Here is a 26,453-nt window from a genome sequence, read left to right on the forward strand (position 1 = left end):
ATGACCGCTAAGAAATTAAGTACCGTACTGGGTTTTGACTTCGGAACCCGTAACATTGGTGTTGCGGCCGGGCAGGTGATTACCCGAACCGCCTCCGCCCTGCCATCGTTAAAAGCAAAAGATGGAATCCCGGACTGGAGCCAGGTTGAAGCCCTGATCATGGAGTGGAAACCCGATGCCATTGTCGTCGGTATTCCATTGAATATGGATGGCTCAGAATCCGACATGTCGCGCCGCGCCAGAAAGTTTGGTAACCGGATTCATGGACGCTTCAACCTGCCATTTTATCCAGCGGATGAACGACTGACGTCTTTTGAGGCCAAAGAATGGGCCAGCAAGCTTGGCCATAAAGGGCATTACGGATCAAACCCTGTGGATGCCATGGCCGCCCAGATTATCCTGGAAGCCTGGCTGAATGATCCTCAGAATGAACATCTTATGAGTCATTAAGACATTGTCTCGCAATAAGTTCCGCATTTGACTGAGGCTTGTTAAGGAATTGTCCCGAAATAATTTCCACATTTTGAACTCGATCTCCGTTCATCCTTCGATACTTCGACAAGCTCAGCACTCAGGACGAACGTAGTTTTGAAACCCAGAAATGTGGAAATTATTTCAGGACAGCTCCTAAGGTCGCTTCCCGCAAAGGCGCAAGCAATCTGTCTTTTACGGGCAGCGCTTATTCCCATCTCAGGTTACAGGCACACCAAGCAGCTCAACAATGACCGGCTGGGTTGCCAATTGCTGCTGTTTGAATTTATAGAATACCTTGATCTTCGCCAGTGGGCTCTGCTGTGAACTGCTCAGTGGCACTGTCCTTGAGTAATCCTGTACCTCATCACCATTTCTTTTACCTCGAATGGTTTTTTGCAGGTTGATATGAAATACCTCACCTTTAGCCAGATAGATACGAGCCTGACGCAAGATGATATCGCCATTGGATATATGGAAACGAAGCTTGCTGTAGGACTCTTCCATCTGGGGAAAAATGGTTAAGGTATTTTCACTGACCCTGGCTTTCGCTGAACCAACGGCTATCCAGTTATCGATAGCCAGGGTACTGATCGGCAGTGCCAACAAAGAGAGAAGCAGTAACGGGCGAAAGCGGTTAAGCATAGGAAATCCTTAGTTCAATCGGGCAACTTGCAATTGATGTACTAGCTTAGCTGATTCTGCTCCAGTGTGAATTTGAACTGACGCTGTTCACCGACAGCGCCTTCCGGCAGGTACTCCTGTTCCACCCATTGCAGCTGATGGTGATGATCAATCATCAATACGCTGGTATTGCGGGTACCGTACTCTTTACTGGCAATAAAGCAGCTGGAAATCAGTTTTTCTACCTCTTTGCTGACCCCGGTATCCGGTAATTGTTCCTCCGGTGGTTGATAATTATCGTGCATCAGTTCAATAAGCTGTTTGCTAACGGGGGGGATGGACTCTTTGATTGCCCTGGTAAAGCCAGTACGTGCTCTCATAAGCTTTGGCCATGGTGTGTCCAGCAGGTGGTTGCTCAAACCATAGATCCCGGGGGGGAGAGGAGCAATACTGTGGTCTTTTGCGCGGTTGCTCAAGTAATAAAGGCCGGTTGAATCCATAGTCAGGAGATTGAACCCTGACCATTTATCGCTCTGTTGCTGAACCGCCTGTAAATAGTCAGATGCCGACTGGGAACCTGTGACAAAGTTGGCCACCAGCGCCCCCCTGGAATATAAGCCAGCAGGGCTGGGAACTTCCCTGTAGTTGGTAACGGCAGCAAAGCGGCCATTTTTGTTAATGGCCAGCCAGCTGCCGCCAGCTTCCAGGTCCCGGCCTCCAAAGACATCGGGCGAATCGTTCCAGAAGTCGGTTGCCTGTGTCGGGCGTTGATAAAATTCATCTCGATTGGCCGCCAGAATCAGTGGATACTGGCTATCAGGCTGCCATGAAAAAACTATAAGGCACATGTTGTTGACGATCTTGTGGTGTTATGAAGTCACGCGAGAAATAAATTATCATCCATCCAGCGAAAAAGCACAGGCAAATAATAATGAGTAGACTCAAGGCGGCGGTGGTTCAGGTTTGCTCGGGCCGGGTTGTGGCAAAAAATCTTGCGGATATTGAAAGTCAGTTAACGGCTTATCAACAACAGCAAATAGACATTATTGTATTACCCGAATGCTTTGCCATGCTTGGAGGCCCCCAGGCTGAAGCGGCTCTGCAAGCGGATGAAATAAGGGAATGGATGGCATCAACAGCCAGAACATTGGGTAGCTGGCTTGTGGGCGGTTCAGTACCTGTGCGGGATATTAGTGACGGGCGCAACCATGCCTCATGTCTTGTGTATAGCCCCGCAGGGGATGAAGTCACCTGCTACAACAAAATGCACCTGTTTGATGTCGAGGTATCTGACAGTAAAGGTCGGTATAGAGAATCCGATGATTTTATCCCCGGAGCCGGGTTAGGGCTGGTGGATATTGGTGAGGCAACGATTGGCCTGTCAATTTGTTATGACCTTCGCTTTCCCGAGTTATTTCGCACTCTGGTGGCGCAGGGGGCAACCATATTAACCGTACCTTCTGCCTTCACAAAAGTAACCGGTGCAGCCCATTGGGAAGTGCTGTTGAGAGCCAGGGCGATTGAAAACCAATGTTATGTGTTGGCAGCCAATCAGGCGGGTACCCACCCTGATGGCCGACAGACCTATGGCCACAGTATGATCATTTCACCCTGGGGGGATATTCTGGCACAAGCCCCTGCAGAAGGGGCTGCGGTGATTATGGCAGAACTGGATCTGGATGAACTGGCGAGAGTTCGTCGGCGAATGCCTTGCTTAAACCACCGCAGACTCATCCTGGATAGAAAAAAACTTGCCTCGGAGTCACGGAGGCACGGATGAAAGAAAAAATCTTTTCCTCTGTGACTCTGTGGCAAAAAAGGGGCAGTCTATTCTCGGAGCATAATAAGCCTACTAGTTCTGCTACTTAGGGTAGACATTAAGCATCTACTCCCCTCTTCGGGAAGTTAAAGATGGAACCACGAAGGACACCAAGAGCACGAAGAAGAGATTTTCTTTTCCTCCGTGCTCTTGGTGTCCTTCGTGGTTCCATTCAAAAGCCATTGAAAATGGAGGGGTAAGCTTAATGTCCACCCTAAGAGTTCTGCCATTTACACAGCTCCACAAGATCTCTACTGCATAATTTACTGGCAGAACTTTGAAGGTCAATTGCCGGCGAACATATACTGCTACCTGTAGAAGTATATCCACCAAGAGAACTACAAGTACCTGCATCCATACTAACGCACACAGATTCATCAATATACTGTCGCCAGGTAAGCCCTTGATTGATACATTCAAAGGTGTTCTTTGCACCATGGTAAATTATGTTTCCTGCGTGCTCAATTACGCTAATGATTCCGTGATCGACTAATTCTGCCATCTGTTCGGGCAGGGTTTTATCAGTGTAAGTGCAATAAATATCATTGTCATTGTCATTGTCATTGAAGGGATGTATACCGGTAAAATAGGTGAATTGGTCGGTATTAAGGCATCCTGGAGTAATTAATCGTTCACTTAATGACGACGGTTGAACACTGCTTTGGCTGCTAGCCAAATAATACAGTGCTCCCATAGTGGCTATTGCTGAACCGACAGCCAGCGCAACAACACATGTGCGGCTGGAAAACGCCCTGGTTTTATTTTGTGAGGAGTTATTCTTATCAAACTTTTGCTCGAGTTCAGCCAGCCTTGATGATCGACTCTGATTGACATCGGCTCGATAATTTAAGTTGTGCATTTCAGGAATCTCATAAAATATTGATATATCTCAGTCGTGTAGCGTAGTGGCTTAGAAATAGAGTCAATTCTCAGGAAATAATTCAAACACTTCTTAAAAATTGTCAGTGATAAAAGAATATGAAGGGAAGATTGGCTATAAAGTAGGGGTAAGTCCTGAACTACGACCAGAGAGGGGTAATTACATAGAACTAGTGCAGAGAAGCGTTAATACCCGTACACCCCGTTCATCCTGAAGCCTGTCGAAGGACCCATACGGCCTAAAGTCGGAAACTCCGGATTCTGATAGATCGTGCCAAGCACCCTTCGACTCCGCTCAGGGTGAACGGAGATCGTACACGTCAAACTCATTGAAACCATGTACTGGCTCGCTATCCGCAAAAGCACAAGTGACCTGTCTTTTTCGGATAGCGGGTGGCGCTTACTAAAATGCCAAAGTTATCAAATAACAGCGTCTTAATCAGTAGACGGCTTGTTAGCAATAATCGCCAACGCATCCATCAACCGTTCCTGGGCATTACGTCGGCGCTGACTCCGGACCGGCCGGTTTTTCTCATACTCACCGTCACTTTGCAGCTGCCAGCTGCGGGTGTTATCGGAGAGGTAGTAGTCCAATTCTTTTTTGATGCGAGCGGCCAGTTTCGGGTCTTCAATGGGGAAGCAGGTCTCAATACGCATGTCCAGATTTCGGATCATGGCATCCGCACTGGAACAGTAGACCAGTGCGTCATCGTCGCCATTTTCAAAGTAGTAGATACGGGTGTGCTCAAGAAACCGTCCGACAATGGAGCGTACGCGGATATTTTCCGACAGCCCTTCAATGCCGGGCCTCAGGCAGCAGATGCCCCGAACGATCAGATCCACCTCAACACCGGCCTGAGACGCTTTGAACAACGCCTTAATGATATGAGACTCAGTGAGTGAGTTGATTTTGATGATGATCCGGGCCTGTTTTCCCTCTTTGGCGTTACTGGTTTCCTGGTTGATCAGATCAATCAGGCTCTTCTTCAGCGTGAAAGGCGCGTGGAACAGCTTACGGACACGAACCGCACGTCCCATCCCGGTCAGCTGCTGGAAGATTTTATGAACGTCGTTGGTCAGTATCTTGTCACAGGTCAGCAGGCTGTAATCGGTATAGAGACGGGCATTGCCAGCGTGATAGTTACCGGTGCCAAGGTGAGCATAACGCTGAATATGCCGACCTTCACGACGAACAATCAACATCATTTTGGCATGGGTTTTATAGCCGACGACACCGTATACGACGACGGCCCCTGCTTCCTGCAGGCGACGGGCCAGGGCCAGGTTTTCCTCTTCATCAAACCGGGCTCGGATCTCTACCACAACCGTCACCTCTTTACCCTGCCTGGCGGCTTCTACCAGGGCATCCACCATTTCTGAGTGAGCACCGGTGCGGTACAGCGTCTGCCGAATGGCCAGGACATCAGGGTCTTTGGCGGCCTGACGGAGCATATCCACTACCGGAGTGAATGACTCAAAGGGGTGGTGGAGCAGGATGTCCTGTTTGGCCACCAGATCCAGTACGTTGTTGCTGTGCTTCCGTTTACTGTGCAGGCCTTTTGGGTAGCCGGGGGTAAACGGCGGGAAGACCAGGCCCGGTTTGTCATTGGTGTCGCAGATGGACATCATGCGAGTCAGGTTGACCGGTCCACTGACCTGGTAAACGTCTTCATTGGTCAAACCAAATTCATTAAGTAGAAAATCCACCAGCGGTTGTGGGCAGTTGTCGGCTACTTCCAGTCGTACCGCTTTACCATAGCGACGGGAGAGCAGTTCGCCCTGCAGTGCCTTGGCCAGGTCTTCAACCTCATCTTCGAGATCCAGGTCACTGTTACGGGTCAGTCGGAACTGATAACAGCCTTTGATATCCATGCCGGGGAACAGGTCGCTGACATGGCGATGGATAATCGAAGAGAGAAATACATAATCATTCTCCCGGCCATCACAGATATCTTCAGGCATTTTGACAATACGGGGTAACGACCGGGGTGCCGGGATAATGGCCATACCGGTATCACGGCCAAAAGCATCTTTGCCTTCCAGAGAGACAATAAAGCAGAGCAGCTTGTTCGCCAGCCTTGGGAACGGATGGGCAGGGTCCAGCCCGATAGGGCTGATAATGGGCATCACTTCATGGTAGAAGAAGCGCTTGATCCATGTCTGCTGCTTTTCCGTCAGCTCATTGCGGCGCAGAAAGCGAATACCCTCTTTTCTCAGAGAAGGTAACAGGCTTTCATTCAATATCTGGTATTGCAGAGCAACGTATTCTTTGGCCTTCTGGCTGATCTCTTTCAGGACCTGCTGTGGTCCCATGCCATCGAGGCCCACCTGCTCACGGGAGAAGTCGATCTGCTGCATCAGGCCCGCGACCCGGATTTCAAAATATTCATCGAGGTTGGAGCTGAAAATCAGCAGAAACCGGAAGCGCTCCAACAGCGGGTACTCTTCGTTTAACGCCTGCTGCAGCACCCGGAAATTAAACGCCAGATGGCTGAGTTCACGATTAATGTAATAGTCAGGGTTCTGATAATCACTGACCTTTGGGGGCTTGCTGGCCATTGGCTCGGCAAGCTCAGATGATTGGGCCCGGGTTTCCTGAACATCCGACTGTTGGGGGGTATCCATATGACCTCTTTCTCAGCAAAATAGCACTGGCTTATGATGACCGGTTTCAGTGGCTTTTGTCATGGATCCTGTCAGTGACGTTTGTCAGATATTCAACCAATGGCCCGGTGAACAGGCGACTCTCGGAGCGGAAGTAATAGGGCAGGGAGAATGTCGCATTATTCATTTTATTCTAACAGAAATAATAAAGACTACTCCCTGCATGAACGTTTACCTGTTTTATCAAGAGTTCATTTTACGGAGCGCTCTTGCCGCATCCTTGGCAAAATAGGTCAGAATGGCATCCGCACCGGCCCTGCGAAAACACATCAGGGATTCCAGCATCACGGCATCGCCATTAAGCCAGCCATTGGCCGCCGCTGCCTTGTGCATGGCGTATTCACCACTGACCTGGTAGGCAAAGACCGGGACCTTGAATTCATCCTTAACCCGGCGAACAATATCCAGGTAGGGCATGCCTGGTTTTACCATCACCATATCGGCACCCTCTGCCAGGTCGGCAGCCACCTCGTGGATTGCCTCATCACTGTTGGCAAAGTCCATCTGAAAACTGAACTTATTGCTTTTGCCGAGGTTACCGGCCGAGTCCACCGCATCCCGGAACGGGCCGTAGTAATTGGAGGCATATTTGGCTGAGTAAGCCAGAATGCGGGTATTGATATGGCCTTCTTCTTCCAGGCGCTGGCGGATGGCACCAATCCGGCCATCCATCATGTCTGACGGGGCCACAATGTCTGCGCCGGCTTCGGCGTGGGACAGGGCCTGACGGACCAGAGCCTCAACCGTTTCATCATTGACCACATAACCCTCTTTATTGGTCAGGCCATCAAGACCGTGGGAAGTAAAGGGATCCAGTGCGACATCGGTAATCACACCCAGCTCCGGGAACTGGTTTTTCAGCGCTCGAACCGCGCGCTGGGCAAGGCCTTGTGGGTTCCAGGCTTCTTCCGCCAGCTCAGACTTCCTGTCAGCGGGTGTTACGGGAAACAAGGCAATGGCCGGAATGCCCAGCGCCACCAGCTCAGCGGCTTCCTCAAGCAGTAAATCAATGCTGAGGCGCTCAACACCGGGCATGGACGCAACGGCCTGGCGCTGCTGATCACCGTCCACAATAAACAGTGGATAAATCAGGTTGTCCACGGAAAGCTGACTTTCGCGCATCAGACGGCGGGAGAAGTCGTTGTAGCGCATCCGTCTTGGGCGGGCAGCAGGAAAAGGGCGATGAATCATACTTCTTTATCCTTTTGAGGTTGTAATACCAATTCCACCTTCTAAATATGATAACGAGCAAGTCATTTTGGACCGCTGGGCAAGGCGGAATGACGAGTAATAGCAGGGCTATTGCGAGGAATTCCAACGAAGATCCAGCGGTTCAAAATGGCTGCGCAGTTCATATTTAGAAGGTGGAGTTGGTATAAGGGCCGGGTCGCAACGAAGCGTCAACAGGCCAAACAGCCACAGTTTCTAATTTGACAATAATGGCTGGCATTATACGGGAAAAAACGTATGATTTTGCAGGGATTGTCGTATCAAACAGATGTTTGTAGCTCTGGAAGGTGTTATGAATAACAAGAAATGGCTTTTGCTGACAGTGCTGGCCGCAGCAATTGGTGCGTTTTACGCCCTGGACGGTCAGCAATACCTGACCCGTGATTTCTTTCAGGGCCTTTATCGTGATGATCCGGTACTGACGGCTGTCGCTTTCTTTATCATCTACGTAGCGGTAACCGGCCTGTCACTGCCGGGAGCGGCAGTGCTTACGGTGGTGGCGGGGGCCATTTTTGGCCTGTTTCATGGTGTGTTGCTGGTCTCTTTTGCCAGCACCCTGGGAGCCACCCTGGCTTTTCTGTTTTCCAGAACCTTATTAAGAGACTGGGTAGCACAAAAGTTTTCCGGTTATCTGGAGACCATTAACAACGGCGTGAACAAGGACGGAGCCTTTTATCTGGCAACGCTCCGACTGATTCCGGCGGTGCCTTTCTTTGTGATCAACCTGGTGATGGGGCTGACCTCCATGCGGGTCCTGACCTTCAGCCTGGTCAGTCAGCTGGGAATGCTCCCGGGCACGGCGGTTTTCGTCAATGCCGGTGCCCAGCTTGGTCTGGTGGAGGAGCTGTCTCTTGAAGGGATTTTAACGCCACCATTGATCGCTTCATTTGTACTTTTGGGTATTTTCCCCTGGATTGCCAGAATGGTGATGGAGTGGTTAAGACGTCGTCGTTTATATCGCAGCTACCCGCAGCCTGCACAGTTTGATAATAACCTGACCGTGATTGGTGCCGGTTCTGCCGGGCTGGTCAGCAGCTATATTGCTGCGGCGGTCAAGGCCAAAGTATCACTGATTGAAAAGCATAAAATGGGGGGCGATTGCCTGAATACCGGGTGTGTGCCCAGCAAAGCCCTGATTCGCTCCGCCAAAATGGCCCATTACCTGAAGCGGGCCGATGAGTTCGGTATAGAACATGCGTCCGGGCAGGTTAATTTCGCCAAAGTAATGGAGAGGGTTCAGGAGGTTGTTGGCAAGGTTGAGCCCCACGATTCTGTGGAGCGTTATTCCGGTCTGGGAGTTAACTGTATCAGTGGCTCCGCGCAGCTGATCAGCCCCTGGGAAGTAGCAGTGGATGGTAAAAGAATCACGTCCCGAAATATTGTCATTGCCAGTGGTGGTCGCCCCTATGTGCCACCGCTGCCGGGTCTTGAGCAAATCGAATACTACACATCGGACACCATTTGGGGCTTGCGCAAGAAGCCCGGTCGAATGCTGGTGATTGGCGGTGGCCCTATTGGCTGTGAACTGACTCAGGCCTTCACCAGGCTGGGGGTTCAGGTTATTCAGGTGGATCACGGAGCCCGGCTGTTGCATCGTGAAGATGACGATGTTTCAAAACTGGTGATGAATCAGTTTATTCAGGATGGCGTCGACCTGAGGCTGAAACACGAAGCCCGTTCTTTCCATAAGTTGCCGGATCCGGACACCGGCGTCGAGCGTCAATTTCTGGCAGCGGAATTTGCCGGTCAGACCGTAGAAATTGACTTTGATATCGCCCTGTTTGCCACGGGTCGCAAAGCCAATACGGCAAATCTTGGCCTTGAAGCGCTGGGTATCGAGTTAACTGAGCGGGGAACCATTGAGGTTAATGACTACATGCAGACCCGTTACCCCAATATCTATGCCTGTGGCGATGTTGCAGGACCTTACCAGTTTACCCATACGGCGGCACATCAGGCCTGGTATTGTGCGGTGAATGCACTGTTTGGCCGTTTCAAAAAGTTCAAAGTGGATTACTCAGTAATTCCCTGGTGTACCTTTACCGATCCGGAAGTGGCCAGAGTGGGTTTGAATGAGCAGGAGGCCCGTGAACAGGGCATTGCCTATGAAGTGACCAAATACGGTATTGATGACCTGGATAGAGCCATAGCGGATGAAGAGGCACGGGGCTTTGTGAAAGTGCTGACCGTGCCGGGCAAGGATAAGATCCTGGGAGTCACTATTGTTGGTTATCATGCCGGTGAGCTGATTACCGAGTATATCAGTGCCATGAAACACGGTCTGGGTCTTAATAAAATCCTGGGGACTATTCATATCTACCCGACACTGAGCGAAGCCAACAAATACGCTGCGGGTGAGTGGAAAAAAGCCCATGCACCCCAGGGTGTATTGTCGCTGGTGGAAAAATACCACGCATGGATGCGCCATTGACTATCATTAAGGGGTCATTATAAACATAAGGATGTTTAATGAGTGACCCGGACCCGTCTGATGGTGGCCCGACAGAGGATCCCTCAAAGGATTCTGTAAATAACAGCCCAAGGTTAGCGTCGGCTGCCATCAGCGAAGATAAGAAAATCTTCAAAGAGCTGAAAAAAATCCTCAAGAACCGAAGTGTTATGCTGGCTGAGCCTTCTTCCCGAAAAAGTCTCAAAACCAATAACAAGAGCCTTCTGGCAAGAATAAAAAACTTTCTGCCAACCTCTGTCTATAAGATGGTCTCCCGTCTCAAACCCATTGATAAACAGAAAAAGATTGGAACGATGATTGCGCTGGTCCAGCAGAAGAATCAAATGGCCTGGCAGCGCCTGGGAGAAGGCAAGGCTGAGGGTGCCTGTGATCAGGCGTTACGCAAGCTACAGCTGGATTGTGAGCAGTCGCAGCTCTGGCTGGACCTGCTGGAGGGCAGGGGGCAGTCCAAGGTTACTGAAGAGCGGGCTCGGGTGGTTGACTGTCTCAAGGACTGTGTTGCTGCAGACGTTGCCAGTGACTTCAGGCAGGCGGATGAAGCTTACGTTGAGGCTGTTCATGATCTCAAGCTATCCATCATTCATGAAAATGATCTGAAAATTGAGCTGCAGGCACCCAAAGCGTCTTCTCCCCTGGCCGGAGAGCTGAGGCAATTTGAGAAAATGCTGGTGGATGAGGCATCAGCCCTGGAAGCCTATCGGTTGTATGGGCAGAATCAACGGTCATGACGGATTCTTCGGGATCATTTTACATTTAAAAACTTTTTTCCCTTCAGCATTCGTTTTGGTTGTTATTATCAGCTCGAACTCGTCAATCTTATTCTCTAAGTGATGACGCTCCGCTTCCTTCAGAAGCTTGGTTTTCTCTTGGGTAAATGCTTCGTCATAGGCAAATTCATCTTTATGGAGAATATCCAGTGCGTTTTCCAGCCTGTCAAAGGGAAAAACAACAGAAAATTCTGTCTCCCATTTCTCCCTTTTCTTCCTTTCATAGTAAGCCTGCAAGTCGGCTGATGAAACATAAGTCTGCGAGTCGGCTGATGAAACAGTATGATCCGAAATGCTCTTTTGTTGCACGGCGGAATTGTTACCTTGCTCTGATCGATTCGACAGGAAATTGGAGATATTGGTAGCAATGGCCACCACCCTTCCACAAAACCAACGCACAATGTTAATTGGCAGTTTTATTGCCGCCATAAAATAATGAGTAATATTTTCAATTGTGTTGTTAATCATTATTTAAATTCCAATAATTTGCCCTCTAATATCGAAAGACTTTGTCAGGGGGGGATTTATTACGCGAACACCATTCGTCAAATTAGACTGTGTGCGGCCAGGTAAGTTCCAGATGGTTGCCCCGGTGAGTCCAAAGCGTATGATTTCATTTGGTTAACTACTGATGCTGCCCGGATTTTAGATTGGAACCAGAATTAGCCTCTTGCTGGCAGTTGACCGGTAGGACAATTACGGTTGTCTGAAATTTTATCAGGCAGGCGGATGAAGCTTACGTTGAGGCTGTTCACGATCTCAAGCTATCCATCATTCATGAAAATGATCTGAAAATTGAGCTGCAGGCACCCAAAGCGTCTTTTCCCCAGGCCGGGGAGCTGAGGCAATTTGAGAAAATGCTGGTGGATGAGGCATCAGCCCCGGAAGCACATCCGCTGTATGGGCAGAATCAACGGTCATGAAGGGGTTCTGCTGTTGGCTCGATCAACTTCTTTGGTCAAACTGCAAGTAACCTGTTTCCCTTCAGCATTCGTTTTAGTGATTATTTTCAGGCATAACATGTCAGTCTCATTCCACTTTATGTGAAGCCACTTCGCTTCCTGCAGAAGCCTCGTTTTTTCCTGGGCAAATGCTTCGGCAGATTCAAAGTCACTGCTATGACAATCCAGTATTTTTTCCAGGTTGCCAAAAGGAAAAACTGCAGTAGTTACGGTCTCCCTTACATGATACATAGGCTGAGAGTGGGATGAAGAAACAGTACGATCCGAAATATCCTTTTGTTGCAGGTCAGAACTGTCATTTTGGTCTGATCGTTTTGACAGGAAGTTGGAAATATTGTGGGCAATGGCCACCACTCTTCCACAAAACCAACGCACAATGTTAAGCGGCAGTTTTATTGCCGCTTTAACATAATAAGTAATATTTTCAACTGTGTTGTTAATCATTATTTAAATTCCTTAAATTTCAATAATTTGCCCTCAAATATCGAAAGACTTTGTCAGGGGGGAATTATTATGAGAACGCCGTTTTCTAACTTAGACTGTGTACGGCCAGGTAAGTTCCATATGCCCCTTGGCCAGGACAGGCCGGGAGGCATAAGTGTTCTGTGGGTAATAAAGATTAAGGCTGGGCTTCAGTCGGGTCCGGGATCATAGAATAGGCAGAAGGGCTGGCAATACCACTGGTTTTCAGCACCAGCAGAGACATAACTCCGCTGACTAAAACAAACTGCCAGGTCCAGTCTGGCATCAGATCAATCCATATACCATTGGATACAACGATGGTTGCCCCGGTAAATACAAAGCGTATGGCTTCAATAACGATCAATCCGGTGAATTTTTCCAGCAACCAGCCAATACCGATCAGGTTCAGTGCAAGAACAAATGTCCAGAGTGCATTGAAGCCGTAAGGCGTGTTGTGGCTGATGGCTAACAATACCGTGGTTGCCAGCACAAGCATGGCAAAGTGGATCAGTGCATAGACTTTCAAGCCCATGCTGACGTCAGGGTTATAGTTCTTATAGCCGTGAATATCCGGCATCTTCATCGGTGAGGCGATGTCCGCAGGTCGATAGCCTGTGCGTCTGAACCAGAGTGTGAGTTTGTCTTTCCAGCTTTTGGTATTAAAGGCATCCCTGCACATCCCGGTATAAAGATGCAGGTTTGCCCACACCGGGTTCCAGCTTCTCAGAGGCGTTAGCGTGCCGTAGCGGATGGGCTCATAGTTTTCATCTTCTTCGATAAATGTGCCAAACAGCCGGTCCCAGATAATAAATACCCCACCATAATTCTTATCCAGATACTTCCGGTTTTTGGCATGGTGCACCCGATGGTTTGAAGGGGTAACAAACAGCCGTTCAAACCAGCCAAGCTTTGGAATATGGCGGGTATGCACCCAATATTGATAAAGCAGATTCATCAGGCTTACCGTCAAAAAGACATAAGGCGGGATGCCAAGAATGGCCATGGGAATGTAGAACACCCATGAGAACAGAAAGCCGGTGCTGGTCTGGCGCAGAGCCGTGGTCAGATTATACTCCTCACTCTGGTGATGCACCGAGTGGGCGGCCCAGAGCAGGTTGATTTCATGGCCTTTGCGATGATTCCAGTAATAGAAAAAATCCTGCAAGACAAACCCAAGGACCCATACCCAGAGGGCGTTGCTATCCAGTGACAGGAGCGCTGCATGATTATAAATAAGGGTATAAATACCCAGTTTGAAAATAACACCCGTGGTGACGTTAAGCATCCCCGTACTCAGGCTGTTTATGGCATCGTTAATTCGATAGTAATCCTTCTTGCGAATGATGGTGGCGATCACTTCAACAAGGATCATCAGCAAGAAGATTGGTATGGCGTACACAATCGGATTCATGGGGCGAGCCTGATTATTGTTGTTATAGGCCTGTTTTTAACATGAGTCCCAACGAAAAGCATGGTTTTTCATCAATTGAACACGTCTTATGCTGCCTGGATTTTAGATTGGAACCAGAATTAGCCTCTTACCGGTAGTTGACCGGTTAGACAACTACAGTTGTCTGAAATTTTAAATTCCCATTTATGAACTTTTCTGTTTTTTTTGGGGTCGTACCAAGTACCAAAAAAACTCATGTTTTTGTGATTTATGACTCCTTTATCAAACCAGGCTGCTGGGGCTACTCCAAAAAATACTTCCTGCGATTCTCAGGCTCCTGCTGCGGGCACTGCTTTTGGAGGGCATAAAGTCTCCATAGTGAATTTGGAGAAGGGGCAAGTCTTGATGGCTTTATATAATTACGCCCGTAACCCGATGGGCAGTTTTTATAGCCCTCCCGAGTCACACAATCCTACGCCCGCATACCCTCCAAACATGTATACCTTCAAGATTAAGGATTCTGATAAATTTATGTCTCTTGATGAAGCGAGTTCACTGGTTTCTGAAACGCTGAATCTTGAATATGTCCGGGGCAGAGCAATTAAAACTAATATATCAGGAGATGTCATAGATACACGTCGATATGACAGAGATAATGGCGAAGGTGTCGGTGCAATGGCTATTCAGAGCCTGACAAAATAACGAGAAAGAAAAAGAGCGTCATTATGTTATATGGCGCTATTTTTCCTGTTACTCATCGTTAAAGAATGTTTTCACCCAAAATCGTCGTAAAGAATTTTTCCCTAAACAGTCTCAGCAGGTTCCTTTCCTGACTGAAGCCCCGTTGCCTTGCGTGACTGAATCGCTTTATCGATCAAGGCAACGATACTCCTGTTACCACGTTGGACTGCTGCCTGACGGGGGGGGCTTCTCTTGTATTTGCCCAGGGCCCAGCGAACCTTTGCCTGTTCCAGGTCAGCACCGTGCTCCAGCAGCATCGACACAGCAGTCCTGTCATTGGCCGAGGTTGCGGCGTAGAGTGGAGTTGCTCCGTCTTTGTTGGCGGTATTCAACAACGCATTGCCAAACCCGGCTCTTTCTGACTCTGGCACTTCACTGATGACCCCCAGTATATACTGGACAATCCTGGCAAACCCACCTCGTGCAGCAATGAATAGCGGCGTAGCACCATGAGCGTCAGTGGCATTAACCACCTGCCTGGCTACCTTGCTCCGCTGTGGTTGCGGTACCGCTGAAACAGACTCCAGCAGTGACTTTATGATCCTGCTATTGCCCATGCTGGCCGCTAAATGGAGAGGCTGCCTCTCACCCCTGCGCCCATTGTGTTTGTCAGGGGCCAGCACCTTGATCATGGTATCGGCTCTTTTAGCCTCCGGCGAGTTTTTCAGGGCCTCCATGAAGCAGCATACCACACGGTCATCACCTCTTTTGATCGCTTTACACAGCGGGGTTTGGCCGTCTTTGCTGGCAGCATTCATGACCGCCACCAGTGCCCGGGCAATATCTGCCTCAGGCAATGCCAGCAGGTAGTTCAGGAAAGTTAACACGACCGACTCATTGGCATTCTGTGCGGCAAGATGCAACGGGGTCTCGCCATTGCTATGGCGGGGTGTCATGAGCATGATGGCAACATTTGCCTTTTCTGCCTCCGGTACACCCTGCAAGGCCGTATTCAGCAGGCATTCTGTGGCCTCAACAAGCCCTCCCCCGGCAGTGATATGGAGTGGAGAAACCGGATGGTTGGTCGCGTCGGACGGGGCTGCCCGTTTTGCCAGTTCCGGGTCTTCGGTCAGTAACTCCCGGAGCCGGACCAGGTCATTATTACTACAGGCAGCCAGTACTGGTGCCATCTGGCGGGGGGGAGTCAATCTTCGGTATGTTCCCGGGGCGCAGCGAACCTTTACCTGTTCCGGGTCAGCACCATGCGCCAGCAGCATCGACACAATAGGCCTGTCTTTAACCGAGGTTGCTGCGTAGAGTGGGGTTGCCCCATCTTTGTTGGCGGTATTCACCAACGCATTTCCAACCCCGGCCCTTTCTGACTCTGGCACTTCACTGATGACCGCCAGTATATACTGGACAATCCTGCCAAACCTGCCTTGTGCAGCAATGATTAGCGGCGTAGCACCATGGGCGTCAGTGGCATTCACCACCGCCCTGGCTACCTTGCTCCGCTCTGAAGACGGTACCGCTGAAACAGTCTCCAGCAATAACTTGATGATCCCGCTATTGCCCATGCTGGCAGCCAAATGGAGTGGCTGCCTCTCACCCTTACCCTCGCTCTGCCTGTCAGGGGCCAGCACCTTGATCATGGTATCGGCTCTTTTGGCCTCCGGTGAGTATTTCAGGACCTCCAGGAAGCAGCATACCATCCGGTCATCGCCTCTTTTGATCGCTATACACAGCGGGGTTTGGCCATCTTTACGGGCAGTATTCATGACCGTCACCAGTGCCCTGGCAGTATCTGCCTCAGGCAATGTCAGCAGGTAGTTCAGGAAAGTTAACAAGACCCACTCATTGGCATTCTGAGCGGCAAGATAAAACGGGGTTACGCCATTACTATTACGGAGCGTCATGAGCATGATGGCGGTATTAGCCTTTTCTGCCTCCGGTACACCCTGCAAGGCTGTATTCAGCAGGTATTCTGTAGCCTCCTTATGCCCTCCCTGGGCAGTGATATGGAGTGGAGAAACCGGATGGTTGGTCGCGCCGGACGGAGCTGTCAGTTTTGCCAGTTCCGGGTCTTCGGCCAGTAACTCCCGGAGCCAGACCAGGTTATTATTGCGGCAGGCGGCCAGTACTGATGCCTCGTTCAACGGATTAGAGCGGTCATCACCATCGCTTATCCCGGTATCCGGTGCCGCCAGAACCTGCAAAGGCAGCGCCTCAACAGGCTGTGGATGGGAGCTGGAAGGAACACTCTGGATCGTATTCATAACTATAACCTGATGACATGGATGAAGATCGTTGGCAACTATTCGCATGGTCAGTAGCTGGTTTATTAGTTATTGGAGTTTTTATCAAATTGCTATTCAGCTGAATTCATTATTCTTTTAGCCATTTCGATTGCTATAAACCAGCATTAATACAATTGCTTTATCGAGTCCTGCAATGGAGACTTTGTGAGGGTCAAGTGAGGCACCTGAATTTGATGTTGAAGAGTTGGTTTGTTCCTGCGGCGATGTAACTGCCGCTGATGAAGCGCCTTGTATAGGTTGCATTGCAATATCCTCCGTTAGTTTATGACAACAACCTACTAAATAAGTTCGATTATTTGAAAATGGAATTGCTGAATGATCCAAATTAACGACAGATGTTTAATTATGGAAGCCCAAAGCCCAAAGCCCTAGGCCTCACGGCTTCGCTGGGGCCCTCATGGCCAACGACTGTTCCTTTCGATGCACTGACTGCTGGCTTTAACAGCCAGCTTTTTTCCTGATAGCATCGCAAAATCGAGCCTGGCTCACAGTAACAATATCTCCCTTCCCCGCTTTCTTACTGGATAAGTTTCAATAGCAGCCCCTCTTCCAGAAGCGCCCTTCTTACCAGGGTAAACCCGCCATACCATGGGCTGTCATAAAGCGTTGAGTAAACGACGCTGGTTTCAAGGTTTTCATTGATTGAAACCGTCTGCGTTTTCAGACAATGTTTGATCACCGGGTGGATAATCGTGGCGGCGGCACAGATCTCACCGGCAAGCACCACCGTGTCCGGTCGCAGCAGGTTGACACTCATGGCTATTGCCCTGCCAAGGTTACCGGCGGCTTCTTTCAGTAGATCATTTGCCAGCTGATCGCCCTCGTTCGCGGCATGACAGATTGCCAGGATATCCGCCTTTTTTGTCTGGCTCTTATTTAACAGACTGGGAACACCCGACGCCAGCAGCTTATGACAGCGCTTTTCTATGGCCGGATTACAGACCAGGGTTTCCAGGCAGCCAAAGTTACCGCAGTAACACCGTTCTCCCAGCGGATCGATCTGAATATGGCCAATCTCGCCAACGGCCAGGGTGCTGCCTTCATAGAGCTTATCGTCCAGAATCATACCGGCTCCCACCCCGTTATGGACGCTGACAAAGAGGCTGTTTCTAAATCCACGGCTGACACCAAAGTGGTGCTCGGCCAGCGCCATGGACGAAATAAAGTTGTTGATAAAGCAGGGAATCCCCAATGCGTCAGACACCTGCTCTGCCAAAGGGAGATTGCTGACCGAAAGGTGGGGCATGAAAGTAATAATCCCTTTGGCTGAATTGACCAGCCCGGGCGTTGTGATGCCAACACCGGCCAGACAACGAATATACTTCTTATGGGTTTTGAGGAATTTTCTCAGTGAGGCAATCAGCTGTTTGGTAAATTCAACCTGATTCAAAGGCTGAATTGGCTCTGAGTACTCAGCCAGCAGCTTGCCTGACAGGTCACACAACCCCAGGTGGAGTTTGGTTCTGCCTGCCCTTGCCGCAAGAATCTGGATCTGGCCCTGCCGGGGAGCCAGCGATGTGGCCCGACGCCCCCGTTCAGAGGTCTGCTGTTCCTGTTCAACAATCAGGCCTGCTTCCATCAGTTGTCGGGTGATACGGGTCACGCTACCGGCAGCCAGACGACATTGTCTGGCTATCTGGATTCTCGAGATGGAGCCATGATCAACAATCGCTTGGTAAACAGCAGAAATGTTCCGCTCTTTTACAAAGTCCAGATTAGCAATTACTGTCGTCATTTTTGTAGTTTCAGCTCACCACCGCTCACCGTACCCTGCAGGGTAAAGTTGTCATCGAAAATGGCAAGGTTGGCAAACTGCCCAACCGCAATGCTGCCCATCTGACTTTCAATATGAATGGCTTTTGCTGCATTGACGGTAGCCATGCGAATCACTGCCTGAGGCTCAATCCCTGCCCGAATGCTATTGGCGACCGCAGCAATCATGGTGAGTGCGGAGCCTGCCAGGGTGCCATCTGCATTGGAGCACTTGCCATCCTGGTGATAGATGGTTTGTCCGGCGAAGACAAAGGTGGCCATATCCGTACCGGTCGGCGTGGTTGCATCGGTCACCAGCACCAGACGGTCCTGCATCAGACGATGGGCGATGCGCAGGTTTTCCCAGGACAGGTGAAGACCGTCAGCAATGATACCGGCACCCATAGCATGGCTGTCAAAGACGGCACCTACCACACCAGGCTCGCGGCTGCCCAGGGGGCTCATGGCGTTATGCAGATGAGTGGCAAAGGTTGCCCCCGCCTGTTCTGCCGCTTTAGCCTGTGCACAGGTGGCATTGGTGTGGCCGATGGACACAACAATGCCCGCTTTACTCAGCGTTTCAATGGTGCCTTCAGGGCAGACTTCCGGTGCCAGTGTCACCATGGCAATGACGTCTGCATTGTCACAGAAAAAATCGATCATTGCGCAGGAGGGCGCACGTATGACGTCCGGATCATGAATGCCTTTGCGCTGAGGGTTCAGATAAGGGCCTTCCAGATGGACGCCGGGTACACGATCCGGATGCCTGGCCATGTATTCACGGGTGACCTTGACCGCTTGTCGCATATCCTCATCACTGCTGGTAATCAGCGTAGGCAGAAATGCCGTACAACCTGAGCGGAGGTTGTTCTTGTGCATGATATCCAGCGTATCGATGGCGATATCACTGTGAAAAAGAACACCACCACAGCCGTTTAATTGCAGGTCGATAAAACCAGGGCTTAACGTAAGACCGCCGATGTCTACTTTTTTCAGGCTATCAGCACCCTGATGACCACCGGCAATATCCTCCGCCTTGCCAATGGCCGAAATTCGGCCATTCTCTATAATGATGGTATCAAACGACGACTGTTCCGGGTCACCGGTTAACGGTTTGAAATTAACCAGCGCGTAACTCTTTTCCGGGCTGATGACCAGATCCGCAGACATATCAAAAGTCCCTGATGTTTTCAGACTCAATATCCTGGAAGTAGCGCAGAGTGCGAACTTTCAGATCCAGGGTGGCAGGGTCATCACAGATCATCGTCGCTTTTGGATGAAGCTGCAGGGCTGAGATTGTCCACATATGGTTGACTGATCCTTCAACCGTGGCCTGAACCGCACGGGATTTATCAGAACCCGTGGCCAGAATCATCAGCTCACGGGAGTCCAGAACCGTTCCGACACCCACGGTAAGTGCCAGTTTTGGTACCTGGCTGATGTCCTGATCAAAGAAGCGCGCGTTGGCTTCACGGGTTTCCGTGGTCAGCGTCTTCAGGCGGGTACGGGAGGATAGTGAAGAACCGGGTTCATTAAATGCGATGTGCCCATCGTGTCCGACACCACCCATAAACAGCTCAATACCGCCACAATGTTTAATCGCTGTTTCATAACGCAGGCATTCAGCTTCCAGATTTTCTGCGTTACCGTCCAGAAAGTTAATGTTTGCTGCCGGGATATCCATATGATCAAAGAAGTGGCGGTGCATGAACATTCGGTAACATTCCGGGTGATCGGCAGGCAGGCCAACGTATTCGTCCATGTTGAAGGTAACAACATGGGCAAAGCTGACTTCTCCTTCCCTGTGCAGACGAACCAGTTCCTGATATGTCGGGATGGGTGTGCCGCCGGTTGGCAGGCCGAGAACAAAGGGGCGTTCAGGGGTCGGATTAAATGCCTTGATCCGGCTGACAATGTATCGAGCAGCCCAACGACCAACGGCTGGCTTGTTTTTCAGAGGTATAAAGCGCATGTCGTGAACTCCAGGCTTCTCTAACCTGCTCAGGGGGGTGTTGTCATAGCTTATTTATTTTTTAATGAAAAATAAAGGCGGTTGGCAATGTGCTCAACGGGTAGAAAATGTCTTTAAGTAATGATCTGAGTCAATGTATTTGCTTTTTTATTTTTCTTGGAAAAATAAATCAGTAAAATTCCGCGCCACACTGAACGAGACATACTCTCACTGTAAAGAATTAAATGGTTGATCAATCATGAACATTTTTGGTTACTTGCAGAAACTCGGTAAGGCGCTGATGCAGCCCTTTGCCGGTAAGGTGAAGAAAAGTGCGGCTACTGGAGATCTGAGTGCTACCCAGTCGCGTCAGACTCAGCAAGTAGCGGCGGCTGTTTCTACGGAGACAGTGAAAAAAAAAGTGGAAGTAAAAGATACTGCTCTGTTCGCCCGTCAGTGCCTGAAAGTGCTGGGTGGCCACCAGAACGTGACTCAGATTGATGCCTGTGTCACACGCCTGCGTCTGACGCTGAAAGATACGGCCAGCGTCAGTGATGACCGTATTAAGGCGCTGGGGGCAGCGGCGGTGGTTCGTGTGGGTGACAAGAACCTGCAAATCGTCGTCGGTCCCCAGGCTGAAATAATTGCTGATGAAATGAAAAAGATCCCGGTGACGGATGATCTTGCCAATGTTGAGGTTTCTGCATGACGCTCTCCCATCAAGATGTCAAAAAAGAGGGCAAACCTTGCCAACTGTCACTGGTTGCGCCTTTGTCCGGAATGCTGTTATCCATCGAGGAATCCACTGACCCGGTATTTGCTGGTCGACTGATCGGTGACGGTATTGTGATCAACCCAACGGACTCTGTGGTACTGGCACCGTGCGCCGGTACCATCAGCCAGCTCCATGACGCCAGACATGCCGTGGCGATCAAGACAGATTCCGGTGTGGAAGTGTTGATCCATGTGGGCATCGATACGGTTGTTCTGCGTGGTGAAGGCTTTGAGACCAACGTTAAAATAGGCGACAAAGTGTCTGTTGGTCAGCAGCTGTTGTCGTTTGATCCCGAGTTTGTCGGAGCCAGGGCGGCCAGCCTGCAGACCGCGATTATGATCACCACCGGGGAAACCGGTGTGGTGGTAAATCCCCGTACCGAAGTAACAGCGGGGCAGGATACCGTATTTGCCATTGGGGCTGAGCCTGAAAAGGAGATGTCCACCGAGAGCAAATACAGCCGCCAGGACAGCATTACCCTGACAGACGATTTTGTGTTGATGAACCCATTGGGTCTTCATGCCCGCCCTTCTGCCACTCTGATTCAGATTATCAAAGGCTTCAATTCTGATGTGATGATTCTGAACAAAGACACTGGCAAAGAGTGCAAGGCCAACAGTCTGACTGCTCTGATGGGGCTGCAGACGGTGCTGGGTTCTAACCTGCAAATCACCGTCACCGGCCCTGATGCCAAAGAAGCGATGGCAGCCATTCTGGATGGTTTCCGCAGTGGTTTGGGTGAAGCCGTGGCCGACGTGCTGCCGGGCGCTGATGAAGCCATGGAAGAAGAAGCGCCACTGCTTGGACCGGTAGAAGGCTCCGATGGTCGTTTACCCGGCGTTAAAGCGGCACCGGGTATGGCCATTGGCAAGCTGCACCATCTGGTTCATGAACTGCCCAGCTACCCGGAAGAGGGTGTTGGTGTCAGCGATGAACTGGGTCAGCTTGGCTACGGTATCCAAAAAGCCCGGGAGTCCCTGCAGCAGCTGGTGACTAAAATGGAAGCGGATCATGTAGGTGGTCATGCAGAAGTATTTGTTGCCCATCAGCAGTTACTGGACGACCCGGCGATCAGTGATCGTGCCCGTGAACTGATTGAAGCAGGCAAGAGCGCCATGTGGGCATGGCACCGAAGTTTTCTGGCCGAAGCGGATGAAATGCGCAAGCTGGATAACCCGCTGCTGGCGGCCCGGGCCATCGATGTAGAAGACGTTGGTCTTCGGGTTCTGCGTTACCTGATGGGCGTTGAAGGCGGCACCGATCAGCTGCCGGAAAACACCATTCTCTGTCTGGAAGACATTACGCCTTCTGAAGTGGTGACTCTCGATCGCCAGCGCGTGATTGGTATCGTGACCCTGCACGGCGGCGCGACTTCCCATGCGGCGATTCTGGCCGGTTCCCTGGGTATTCCTTACCTGGTCAACGTACCGGGCAGTGTTCGTCAGTATGAGAACGGTACCGATGTTATCCTGAACACCAACAAGGGTTACATGCTGGTTAATCCTACTCAGGAAGAGATCGACAGAACCGTTGCCCGCCAGGAACGTGCGGCGGCGGAACATGCTGCGGCGCTGCAAGTGGCGGACCAGCCTGCGGTGACTCTGGATGGCCATCATGTTGAGATCGCTGCCAATATCGCCAACCAGGACGATGCGGAAAAAGCGGTCAAAATGGGTGCTGAAGCGGTAGGTCTGCTGCGTTCCGAGTTCCTCTATATGGAACGTGCAACCGAACCCACCATGGATGAGCAGATAAAAGCCTACGAAGGTATTCTGGACGCTATGGGTAAAGACCGCCCGGTCATTATCCGTACTCTGGACGTCGGTGGTGACAAGCCTCTGGCTTATCTGCCCCTGCCAAGAGAGGAGAACCCGTTTCTGGGTGAACGTGGCGTGCGTATCGGTATTAACCGTCCGACCATGCTGCGCAAGCAGGTTCGTGCGATCCTGAAGGCGGCTCATGCCGGTCATGCCCGTATCATGTTCCCGATGATCAGCTCCCTGGATGAATTCCGTGCCGTGAAAAAACTGGTGCTGGAAGAGCAGGAAACGACAGGCGTCACCGTTGAAGTGGGTATTATGATTGAGGTGCCGTCCGCTGCGCTGCTGGCCGATCATTTTGCTAAAGAAGTGGACTTCTTCTCCATCGGTACCAATGACCTGACCCAGTACACCCTGGCTGTTGACCGTGGTCATCCAAAACTGGCGGCACGGGTCGATGGTCTTCACCCGGCAGTATTGCGCCTGATCGATATGACGGTGAAAGCAGCCAACAAAGAAGGCAAGTGGACGGGTATCTGTGGCAGCCTGGCCAGTGACCCGAATGCGGTGCCTATCCTGGTCGGCCTGGGCGTTCAGGAACTGTCCATCAGTGTCCCGGCAATCCCGGTGGTTAAGGCCCGTGTTCGCAGTCTGAACTATAAGCACTGCCAGAGCCTGGCCCGTGAAGCGCTGACTCTGGATTCAGTAGAAGACGTAAGAAGTTTGACTGCCTGATCGCAGACGATCGTCTTTCTGAAAGCCCCCTGGTTTTGGCCATGGGGCTTTTTTATTGCTGTCTGAAATATGTAGTTTTCCTGAGTTAGTACGTAGTTGTACTTTAAATCACATGGTCTTGATTCAGGTCATCTGCCGGTTAATTACTGTCCAATTATAATGCCCACCATTTGGTTGGCGGCACTTTTTGTTCACACCTTTATGTCTGCAGGGAAAGCAGAATCTGATAATTGTCTGAGCAATCTGTGATCACGACCAGTATTTATGATGGGGTGGCGATATCAATGAAAGAAATTGTGGATAAAGTGCTTGCTTCCACGGTGAAGCGAAGAACGTTTATGAAGTGGGGAACCGCTGCGGGCGGTGCGGCAGTCGTTGCTGCGCGCACACTACCTGTGAAAGCTTCTGCGACAGAGGCCAAACCTGCGGTTGAAGAGATCAAGTCAGTGTGGTCTGCCTGTACGGTCAACTGCGGCTCCCGCTGTGCACTGCGTCATCAGGTAAAAGACGGTGTGATCATCCATACCGAAACCGATAACACCGGTGACGATATCTATGGTGACCACCAGGTTCGGGCCTGTCTCCGTGGTCGTTCCTTCCGCAAGCGCGTCTACAACCCTGACCGTCTGAAATACCCAATGAAGCGTGTCGGTAAGCGTGGTGAAGGTCGATTTGAGCGCATCAGCTGGGATGAAGCGTTTGACACCATCGCTGATAACCTGAAGCGCATCAAAAAAGAGTATGGCAATGAAGCCATCTATCTCAACTATTGTACTGGTACGCTGGGAGGCACGGTTTCCAAATCCTGGCCACCAGCCGCCACACCGATCGCCCGTCTGATGAACTGCTGGGGCGGTTATCTTAACCACTATGGTGATTACAGTACGGCCCAGATTGCCGTGAGTTTACCGTATTTGTACGGCGGCAGCTGGGTAGATAATAACTGTACGTCAGATGTTGTGAATACCAGGCTGGTGGTCAATTTTGGCAACAACCCGGCGGAAACCCGGATGAGTGGCGGCGGTATTGTTTATCATCTGACCGAAGCCCGGCAACGCAGTAATGCACGTATGATCACCTTTGATCCGCGCATGACCGATACGGTCCTGGGTGCCAATGATGAGTGGGTTCCTCTGCGACCGGGTACCGATGCCGCAATGGTAGCCGGTATGGCGTGGGTGATGATTAGCGAAAACCTGGTGGATAATGAATTCCTGGGCAAGTACACCATCGGCTACGATGAAAACTCACTGCCTGCCAGCGCACCGAAAGGCGCTTCCTGGAAATCCTATATTCTGGGCAAAGGCGATGATGGTGTTGAAAAGACCCCGCAATGGGCGGCAAAAATAACCGGTGTCCCGGCAGACACCATCATCCGTCTGGCCCGTGAAATTGCCATGACCAAACCCTGCAATATTATGCAGGGCTGGGGACTTCAACGCACCGCCAATGGTGAGCAGGCCAGTCGGGCTATCTGTATGCTGGCGGTAATGACCGGTAATGTGGGTATTCCCGGTGGTGGTACTGGTGCCCGTGAAAGCAGCTACTCCATGCCCTTTGCGGTCTTTCCGACACTGACCAACCCGGTATCAACGTCCATTCCCATGTTCCTCTGGACGGATGCCATTTACCGTCATGATGAAATGACCGCGTTGACTGCGGGTATTCGTGGTGCAGAAAAGTTGACTCAGCCCATCAAATTTATCTGGAACTATGCCGGTAACTGCATCATCAACCAGCATGCGGACACCAATCGCACCCATGACATTCTCCAGGATGACAGCCAGTGTGAAATGATTGTGGTGATCGACAACCACATGACGCCCAGTGCACGCTATGCGGATATTCTGCTGCCCGATTTGACCGCGGCTGAACAACCGGATTTCGCCCCTAACGGGTACTGCGGAAATATGGGTTACACCATTTTCTGTGATACTGCGGTTGAGCCGTTGTATGAATGCCGTTCTGTCTATGACATGTGTACCGGAATTGCCAAACGTCTTGGGGTAGAAGCACAGTTCACCGAAGGTCGGGACCAGGAAGCCTGGCTGCGTCATATTTATGCAGAATCCCGGAAAATGAACCCGACACTGGTGGATTTGGACTTTGAGACTTTCCGTGAGCAGGGCATTGTCAAGCAGAAGAATCCCGGTGAACCTCATGTTCAATTCCGTGAGTTCCGGGAAAACCCCGAAAAGCATCCACTGGATACACCCTCCGGTAAAATTGAGATTTATTCAGAACGCCTGGCGAATATTGCCTCCAGCTGGACGCTGGGGGACAGCGATATTATTCGGGCACTGCCTGAATACGTTTCTTCCTGGGAAGGGCATGAGGCAGACCACGCGCAGCAGTACCCGCTGCAGATGTTTGGTTTCCACTTTAAAGCCCGTACTCACTCCACTTATGGCAACGTCGATGTGCTGCGGGAAACCAACCGGCAGGAAGTGTGGATCAACCCAGTTGATGCTCACAAGCGCAAGATAAAAGACGGTGACATGCTGAAGGTCTGGAATGACCGTGGCGAGATCCGTGTTGCTGCGAAAGTGACTGAGCGCATTATGCCCGGCGTGGTCGCCATGGGGCAGGGCAGCTGGTACGCACCAGACCGCAGTGGCGTGGACCGGGGCGCGTGTATGAATACGCTGACCACCCAGCGCCCATCGCCACTGGCCAAGGGCAATCCCCAGCACAGCAACCTGGTTAACATTGCCAGGGCATAACAGGACAGGAATTAAAGTTC

General features: G+C 50.8%; 21 protein-coding genes. 8 read left to right on the forward strand and 13 right to left on the reverse strand.

Annotation, left to right across the window (positions count from 1 at the left end):
- Positions 1-450, forward strand: coding sequence for a Holliday junction resolvase RuvX (gene ruvX / locus ACO6UY_RS05105; RefSeq protein ID WP_422449799.1), 450 nt, complete (start codon positions 1-3; stop codon positions 448-450).
- Between the two features lie 240 nt (positions 451-690).
- Here ruvX and ACO6UY_RS05110 read toward each other — a convergent pair whose 3' ends face one another.
- On the reverse strand, positions 691-1,116 hold the full coding sequence (locus ACO6UY_RS05110; protein WP_422467887.1) for a hypothetical protein: 426 nt from the start codon (positions 1,114-1,116) through the stop codon (positions 691-693).
- A 41-nt stretch (positions 1,117-1,157) separates the two neighbouring features.
- Positions 1,158-1,943, reverse strand: a complete 786-nt coding sequence (locus ACO6UY_RS05115) for an NRDE family protein (RefSeq protein ID WP_422449801.1) — start codon at positions 1,941-1,943, stop codon at positions 1,158-1,160.
- An 83-nt stretch (positions 1,944-2,026) separates the two neighbouring features.
- Between ACO6UY_RS05115 and ACO6UY_RS05120 the strand changes: the two genes are divergently transcribed.
- Positions 2,027-2,875: a carbon-nitrogen hydrolase family protein gene (locus ACO6UY_RS05120; protein ID WP_422489269.1), complete on the forward strand. Its 849-nt coding sequence runs from the start codon at positions 2,027-2,029 to the stop codon at positions 2,873-2,875.
- 253 nt (positions 2,876-3,128) lie between these two features.
- Here the strand turns inward: ACO6UY_RS05120 and ACO6UY_RS05125 are convergent, their stop codons facing one another.
- From ACO6UY_RS05125 to hemB, 3 genes are all read right to left on the reverse strand, one after another.
- A complete protein-coding gene (locus ACO6UY_RS05125; RefSeq protein WP_422449803.1) occupies positions 3,129-3,773 on the reverse strand; it encodes a hypothetical protein in 645 nt (214 codons plus the stop codon).
- Between the two features lie 455 nt (positions 3,774-4,228).
- Complete coding sequence (ppk1, locus tag ACO6UY_RS05130) at positions 4,229-6,418, reverse strand: polyphosphate kinase 1 (RefSeq protein ID WP_422449804.1); 2,190 nt, start codon at positions 6,416-6,418, stop codon at positions 4,229-4,231.
- Positions 6,419-6,640: 222 nt separating this feature from the next.
- On the reverse strand, positions 6,641-7,648 hold the full coding sequence (hemB, locus tag ACO6UY_RS05135) for a porphobilinogen synthase (protein WP_422449805.1): 1,008 nt from the start codon (positions 7,646-7,648) through the stop codon (positions 6,641-6,643).
- A gap of 331 nt (positions 7,649-7,979) precedes the next feature.
- Here hemB and ACO6UY_RS05140 point away from each other — a divergent pair, with 331 nt between their 5' ends.
- Entirely contained in the window at positions 7,980-10,118 is a 2,139-nt protein-coding gene (locus tag ACO6UY_RS05140; RefSeq protein ID WP_422449806.1) for an FAD-dependent oxidoreductase, read from the forward strand.
- A 38-nt stretch (positions 10,119-10,156) separates the two neighbouring features.
- Positions 10,157-10,885, forward strand: coding sequence for a hypothetical protein (locus ACO6UY_RS05145; protein ID WP_422449807.1), 729 nt, complete (start codon positions 10,157-10,159; stop codon positions 10,883-10,885).
- On the opposite strand, the gene ACO6UY_RS05150 is transcribed toward ACO6UY_RS05145, so the two are convergent.
- The 3 genes from ACO6UY_RS05150 to ACO6UY_RS05160 form a co-directional block, all read right to left on the reverse strand.
- Positions 10,880-11,392 (reverse strand): hypothetical protein, encoded by a 513-nt coding sequence (locus ACO6UY_RS05150; protein ID WP_422489271.1) that lies wholly within the window; start codon positions 11,390-11,392, stop codon positions 10,880-10,882. The genes ACO6UY_RS05145 and ACO6UY_RS05150 overlap by 6 nt on opposite strands.
- Before the next feature lie 449 nt (positions 11,393-11,841).
- Positions 11,842-12,330 carry a hypothetical protein gene (locus tag ACO6UY_RS05155; protein ID WP_422449808.1) on the reverse strand — a complete coding sequence of 163 codons (489 nt, stop codon included), beginning with the start codon at positions 12,328-12,330 and terminating at the stop codon, positions 11,842-11,844.
- 175 nt (positions 12,331-12,505) lie between these two features.
- Positions 12,506-13,759: a sterol desaturase family protein gene (locus tag ACO6UY_RS05160; protein WP_422449809.1), complete on the reverse strand. Its 1,254-nt coding sequence runs from the start codon at positions 13,757-13,759 to the stop codon at positions 12,506-12,508.
- A 249-nt stretch (positions 13,760-14,008) separates the two neighbouring features.
- On the opposite strand from ACO6UY_RS05160, the gene ACO6UY_RS05165 reads away from it, so the two are divergent.
- Positions 14,009-14,440, forward strand: a complete 432-nt coding sequence (locus ACO6UY_RS05165) for a hypothetical protein (protein WP_422449810.1) — start codon at positions 14,009-14,011, stop codon at positions 14,438-14,440.
- A 101-nt stretch (positions 14,441-14,541) separates the two neighbouring features.
- Here ACO6UY_RS05165 and ACO6UY_RS05170 read toward each other — a convergent pair whose 3' ends face one another.
- The 5 genes from ACO6UY_RS05170 to nagB form a co-directional block, all read right to left on the reverse strand.
- Positions 14,542-16,695 (reverse strand): ankyrin repeat domain-containing protein, encoded by a 2,154-nt coding sequence (locus tag ACO6UY_RS05170; protein ID WP_422462205.1) that lies wholly within the window; start codon positions 16,693-16,695, stop codon positions 14,542-14,544.
- A 117-nt stretch (positions 16,696-16,812) separates the two neighbouring features.
- Positions 16,813-16,980, reverse strand: coding sequence for a hypothetical protein (locus ACO6UY_RS05175; RefSeq protein WP_422449812.1), 168 nt, complete (start codon positions 16,978-16,980; stop codon positions 16,813-16,815).
- Between the two features lie 274 nt (positions 16,981-17,254).
- Positions 17,255-18,472 carry an ROK family protein gene (locus ACO6UY_RS05180; RefSeq protein ID WP_422449813.1) on the reverse strand — a complete coding sequence of 406 codons (1,218 nt, stop codon included), beginning with the start codon at positions 18,470-18,472 and terminating at the stop codon, positions 17,255-17,257.
- Positions 18,469-19,659, reverse strand: coding sequence for an N-acetylglucosamine-6-phosphate deacetylase (nagA, locus tag ACO6UY_RS05185; protein ID WP_422462203.1), 1,191 nt, complete (start codon positions 19,657-19,659; stop codon positions 18,469-18,471). Before nagA ends, ACO6UY_RS05180 begins: the two co-directional genes overlap by 4 nt.
- A 1-nt stretch (position 19,660) precedes the next feature.
- Positions 19,661-20,461, reverse strand: coding sequence for a glucosamine-6-phosphate deaminase (gene nagB / locus ACO6UY_RS05190; protein ID WP_422449815.1), 801 nt, complete (start codon positions 20,459-20,461; stop codon positions 19,661-19,663).
- Between the two features lie 238 nt (positions 20,462-20,699).
- Between nagB and ACO6UY_RS05195 the strand changes: the two genes are divergently transcribed.
- The 3 genes from ACO6UY_RS05195 to ACO6UY_RS05205 all read left to right on the forward strand — a co-directional run bounded on the left by ACO6UY_RS05195 (position 20,700) and on the right by ACO6UY_RS05205 (position 26,433).
- Positions 20,700-21,149, forward strand: a complete 450-nt coding sequence (locus ACO6UY_RS05195) for a glucose PTS transporter subunit EIIB (RefSeq protein ID WP_422449816.1) — start codon at positions 20,700-20,702, stop codon at positions 21,147-21,149.
- Positions 21,146-23,710 (forward strand): phosphoenolpyruvate--protein phosphotransferase, encoded by a 2,565-nt coding sequence (ptsP, locus tag ACO6UY_RS05200; RefSeq protein WP_422449817.1) that lies wholly within the window; start codon positions 21,146-21,148, stop codon positions 23,708-23,710. The genes ACO6UY_RS05195 and ptsP overlap by 4 nt, the downstream gene beginning before the upstream one ends.
- A gap of 230 nt (positions 23,711-23,940) precedes the next feature.
- Positions 23,941-26,433 (forward strand): DMSO/selenate family reductase complex A subunit, encoded by a 2,493-nt coding sequence (locus ACO6UY_RS05205; RefSeq protein WP_422449818.1) that lies wholly within the window; start codon positions 23,941-23,943, stop codon positions 26,431-26,433.
- Positions 26,434-26,453: the final 20 nt, after the last annotated feature.

The sequence above is a fragment of the Endozoicomonas sp. ALE010 genome (genome assembly GCF_049310165.1).
In the GTDB taxonomy this organism is placed as follows: Bacteria; Pseudomonadota; Gammaproteobacteria; order Pseudomonadales; family Endozoicomonadaceae; genus Endozoicomonas.

What these genes read in the sequence shown, in the direction of transcription:
- ruvX (WP_422449799.1), top strand. Translation starts at nt 1, where the DNA reads ATGACCGCTAAGAAATTAAGTACCGTACTGGGTTTTGACTTCGGAACC.
- ACO6UY_RS05110 (WP_422467887.1), bottom strand. Translation starts at nt 1,116, where the DNA reads ATGCTTAACCGCTTTCGCCCGTTACTGCTTCTCTCTTTGTTGGCACTG.
- ACO6UY_RS05115 (WP_422449801.1), bottom strand. Translation starts at nt 1,943, where the DNA reads ATGTGCCTTATAGTTTTTTCATGGCAGCCTGATAGCCAGTATCCACTG.
- ACO6UY_RS05120 (WP_422489269.1), top strand. Translation starts at nt 2,027, where the DNA reads ATGAGTAGACTCAAGGCGGCGGTGGTTCAGGTTTGCTCGGGCCGGGTT.
- ACO6UY_RS05125 (WP_422449803.1), bottom strand. Translation starts at nt 3,773, where the DNA reads ATGCACAACTTAAATTATCGAGCCGATGTCAATCAGAGTCGATCATCA.
- ppk1 (WP_422449804.1), bottom strand. Translation starts at nt 6,418, where the DNA reads ATGGATACCCCCCAACAGTCGGATGTTCAGGAAACCCGGGCCCAATCA.
- hemB (WP_422449805.1), bottom strand. Translation starts at nt 7,648, where the DNA reads ATGATTCATCGCCCTTTTCCTGCTGCCCGCCCAAGACGGATGCGCTAC.
- ACO6UY_RS05140 (WP_422449806.1), top strand. Translation starts at nt 7,980, where the DNA reads ATGAATAACAAGAAATGGCTTTTGCTGACAGTGCTGGCCGCAGCAATT.
- ACO6UY_RS05145 (WP_422449807.1), top strand. Translation starts at nt 10,157, where the DNA reads ATGAGTGACCCGGACCCGTCTGATGGTGGCCCGACAGAGGATCCCTCA.
- ACO6UY_RS05150 (WP_422489271.1), bottom strand. Translation starts at nt 11,392, where the DNA reads ATGATTAACAACACAATTGAAAATATTACTCATTATTTTATGGCGGCA.
- ACO6UY_RS05155 (WP_422449808.1), bottom strand. Translation starts at nt 12,330, where the DNA reads ATGATTAACAACACAGTTGAAAATATTACTTATTATGTTAAAGCGGCA.
- ACO6UY_RS05160 (WP_422449809.1), bottom strand. Translation starts at nt 13,759, where the DNA reads ATGAATCCGATTGTGTACGCCATACCAATCTTCTTGCTGATGATCCTT.
- ACO6UY_RS05165 (WP_422449810.1), top strand. Translation starts at nt 14,009, where the DNA reads ATGACTCCTTTATCAAACCAGGCTGCTGGGGCTACTCCAAAAAATACT.
- ACO6UY_RS05170 (WP_422462205.1), bottom strand. Translation starts at nt 16,695, where the DNA reads ATGAATACGATCCAGAGTGTTCCTTCCAGCTCCCATCCACAGCCTGTT.
- ACO6UY_RS05175 (WP_422449812.1), bottom strand. Translation starts at nt 16,980, where the DNA reads ATGCAACCTATACAAGGCGCTTCATCAGCGGCAGTTACATCGCCGCAG.
- ACO6UY_RS05180 (WP_422449813.1), bottom strand. Translation starts at nt 18,472, where the DNA reads ATGACGACAGTAATTGCTAATCTGGACTTTGTAAAAGAGCGGAACATT.
- nagA (WP_422462203.1), bottom strand. Translation starts at nt 19,659, where the DNA reads ATGTCTGCGGATCTGGTCATCAGCCCGGAAAAGAGTTACGCGCTGGTT.
- nagB (WP_422449815.1), bottom strand. Translation starts at nt 20,461, where the DNA reads ATGCGCTTTATACCTCTGAAAAACAAGCCAGCCGTTGGTCGTTGGGCT.
- ACO6UY_RS05195 (WP_422449816.1), top strand. Translation starts at nt 20,700, where the DNA reads ATGAACATTTTTGGTTACTTGCAGAAACTCGGTAAGGCGCTGATGCAG.
- ptsP (WP_422449817.1), top strand. Translation starts at nt 21,146, where the DNA reads ATGACGCTCTCCCATCAAGATGTCAAAAAAGAGGGCAAACCTTGCCAA.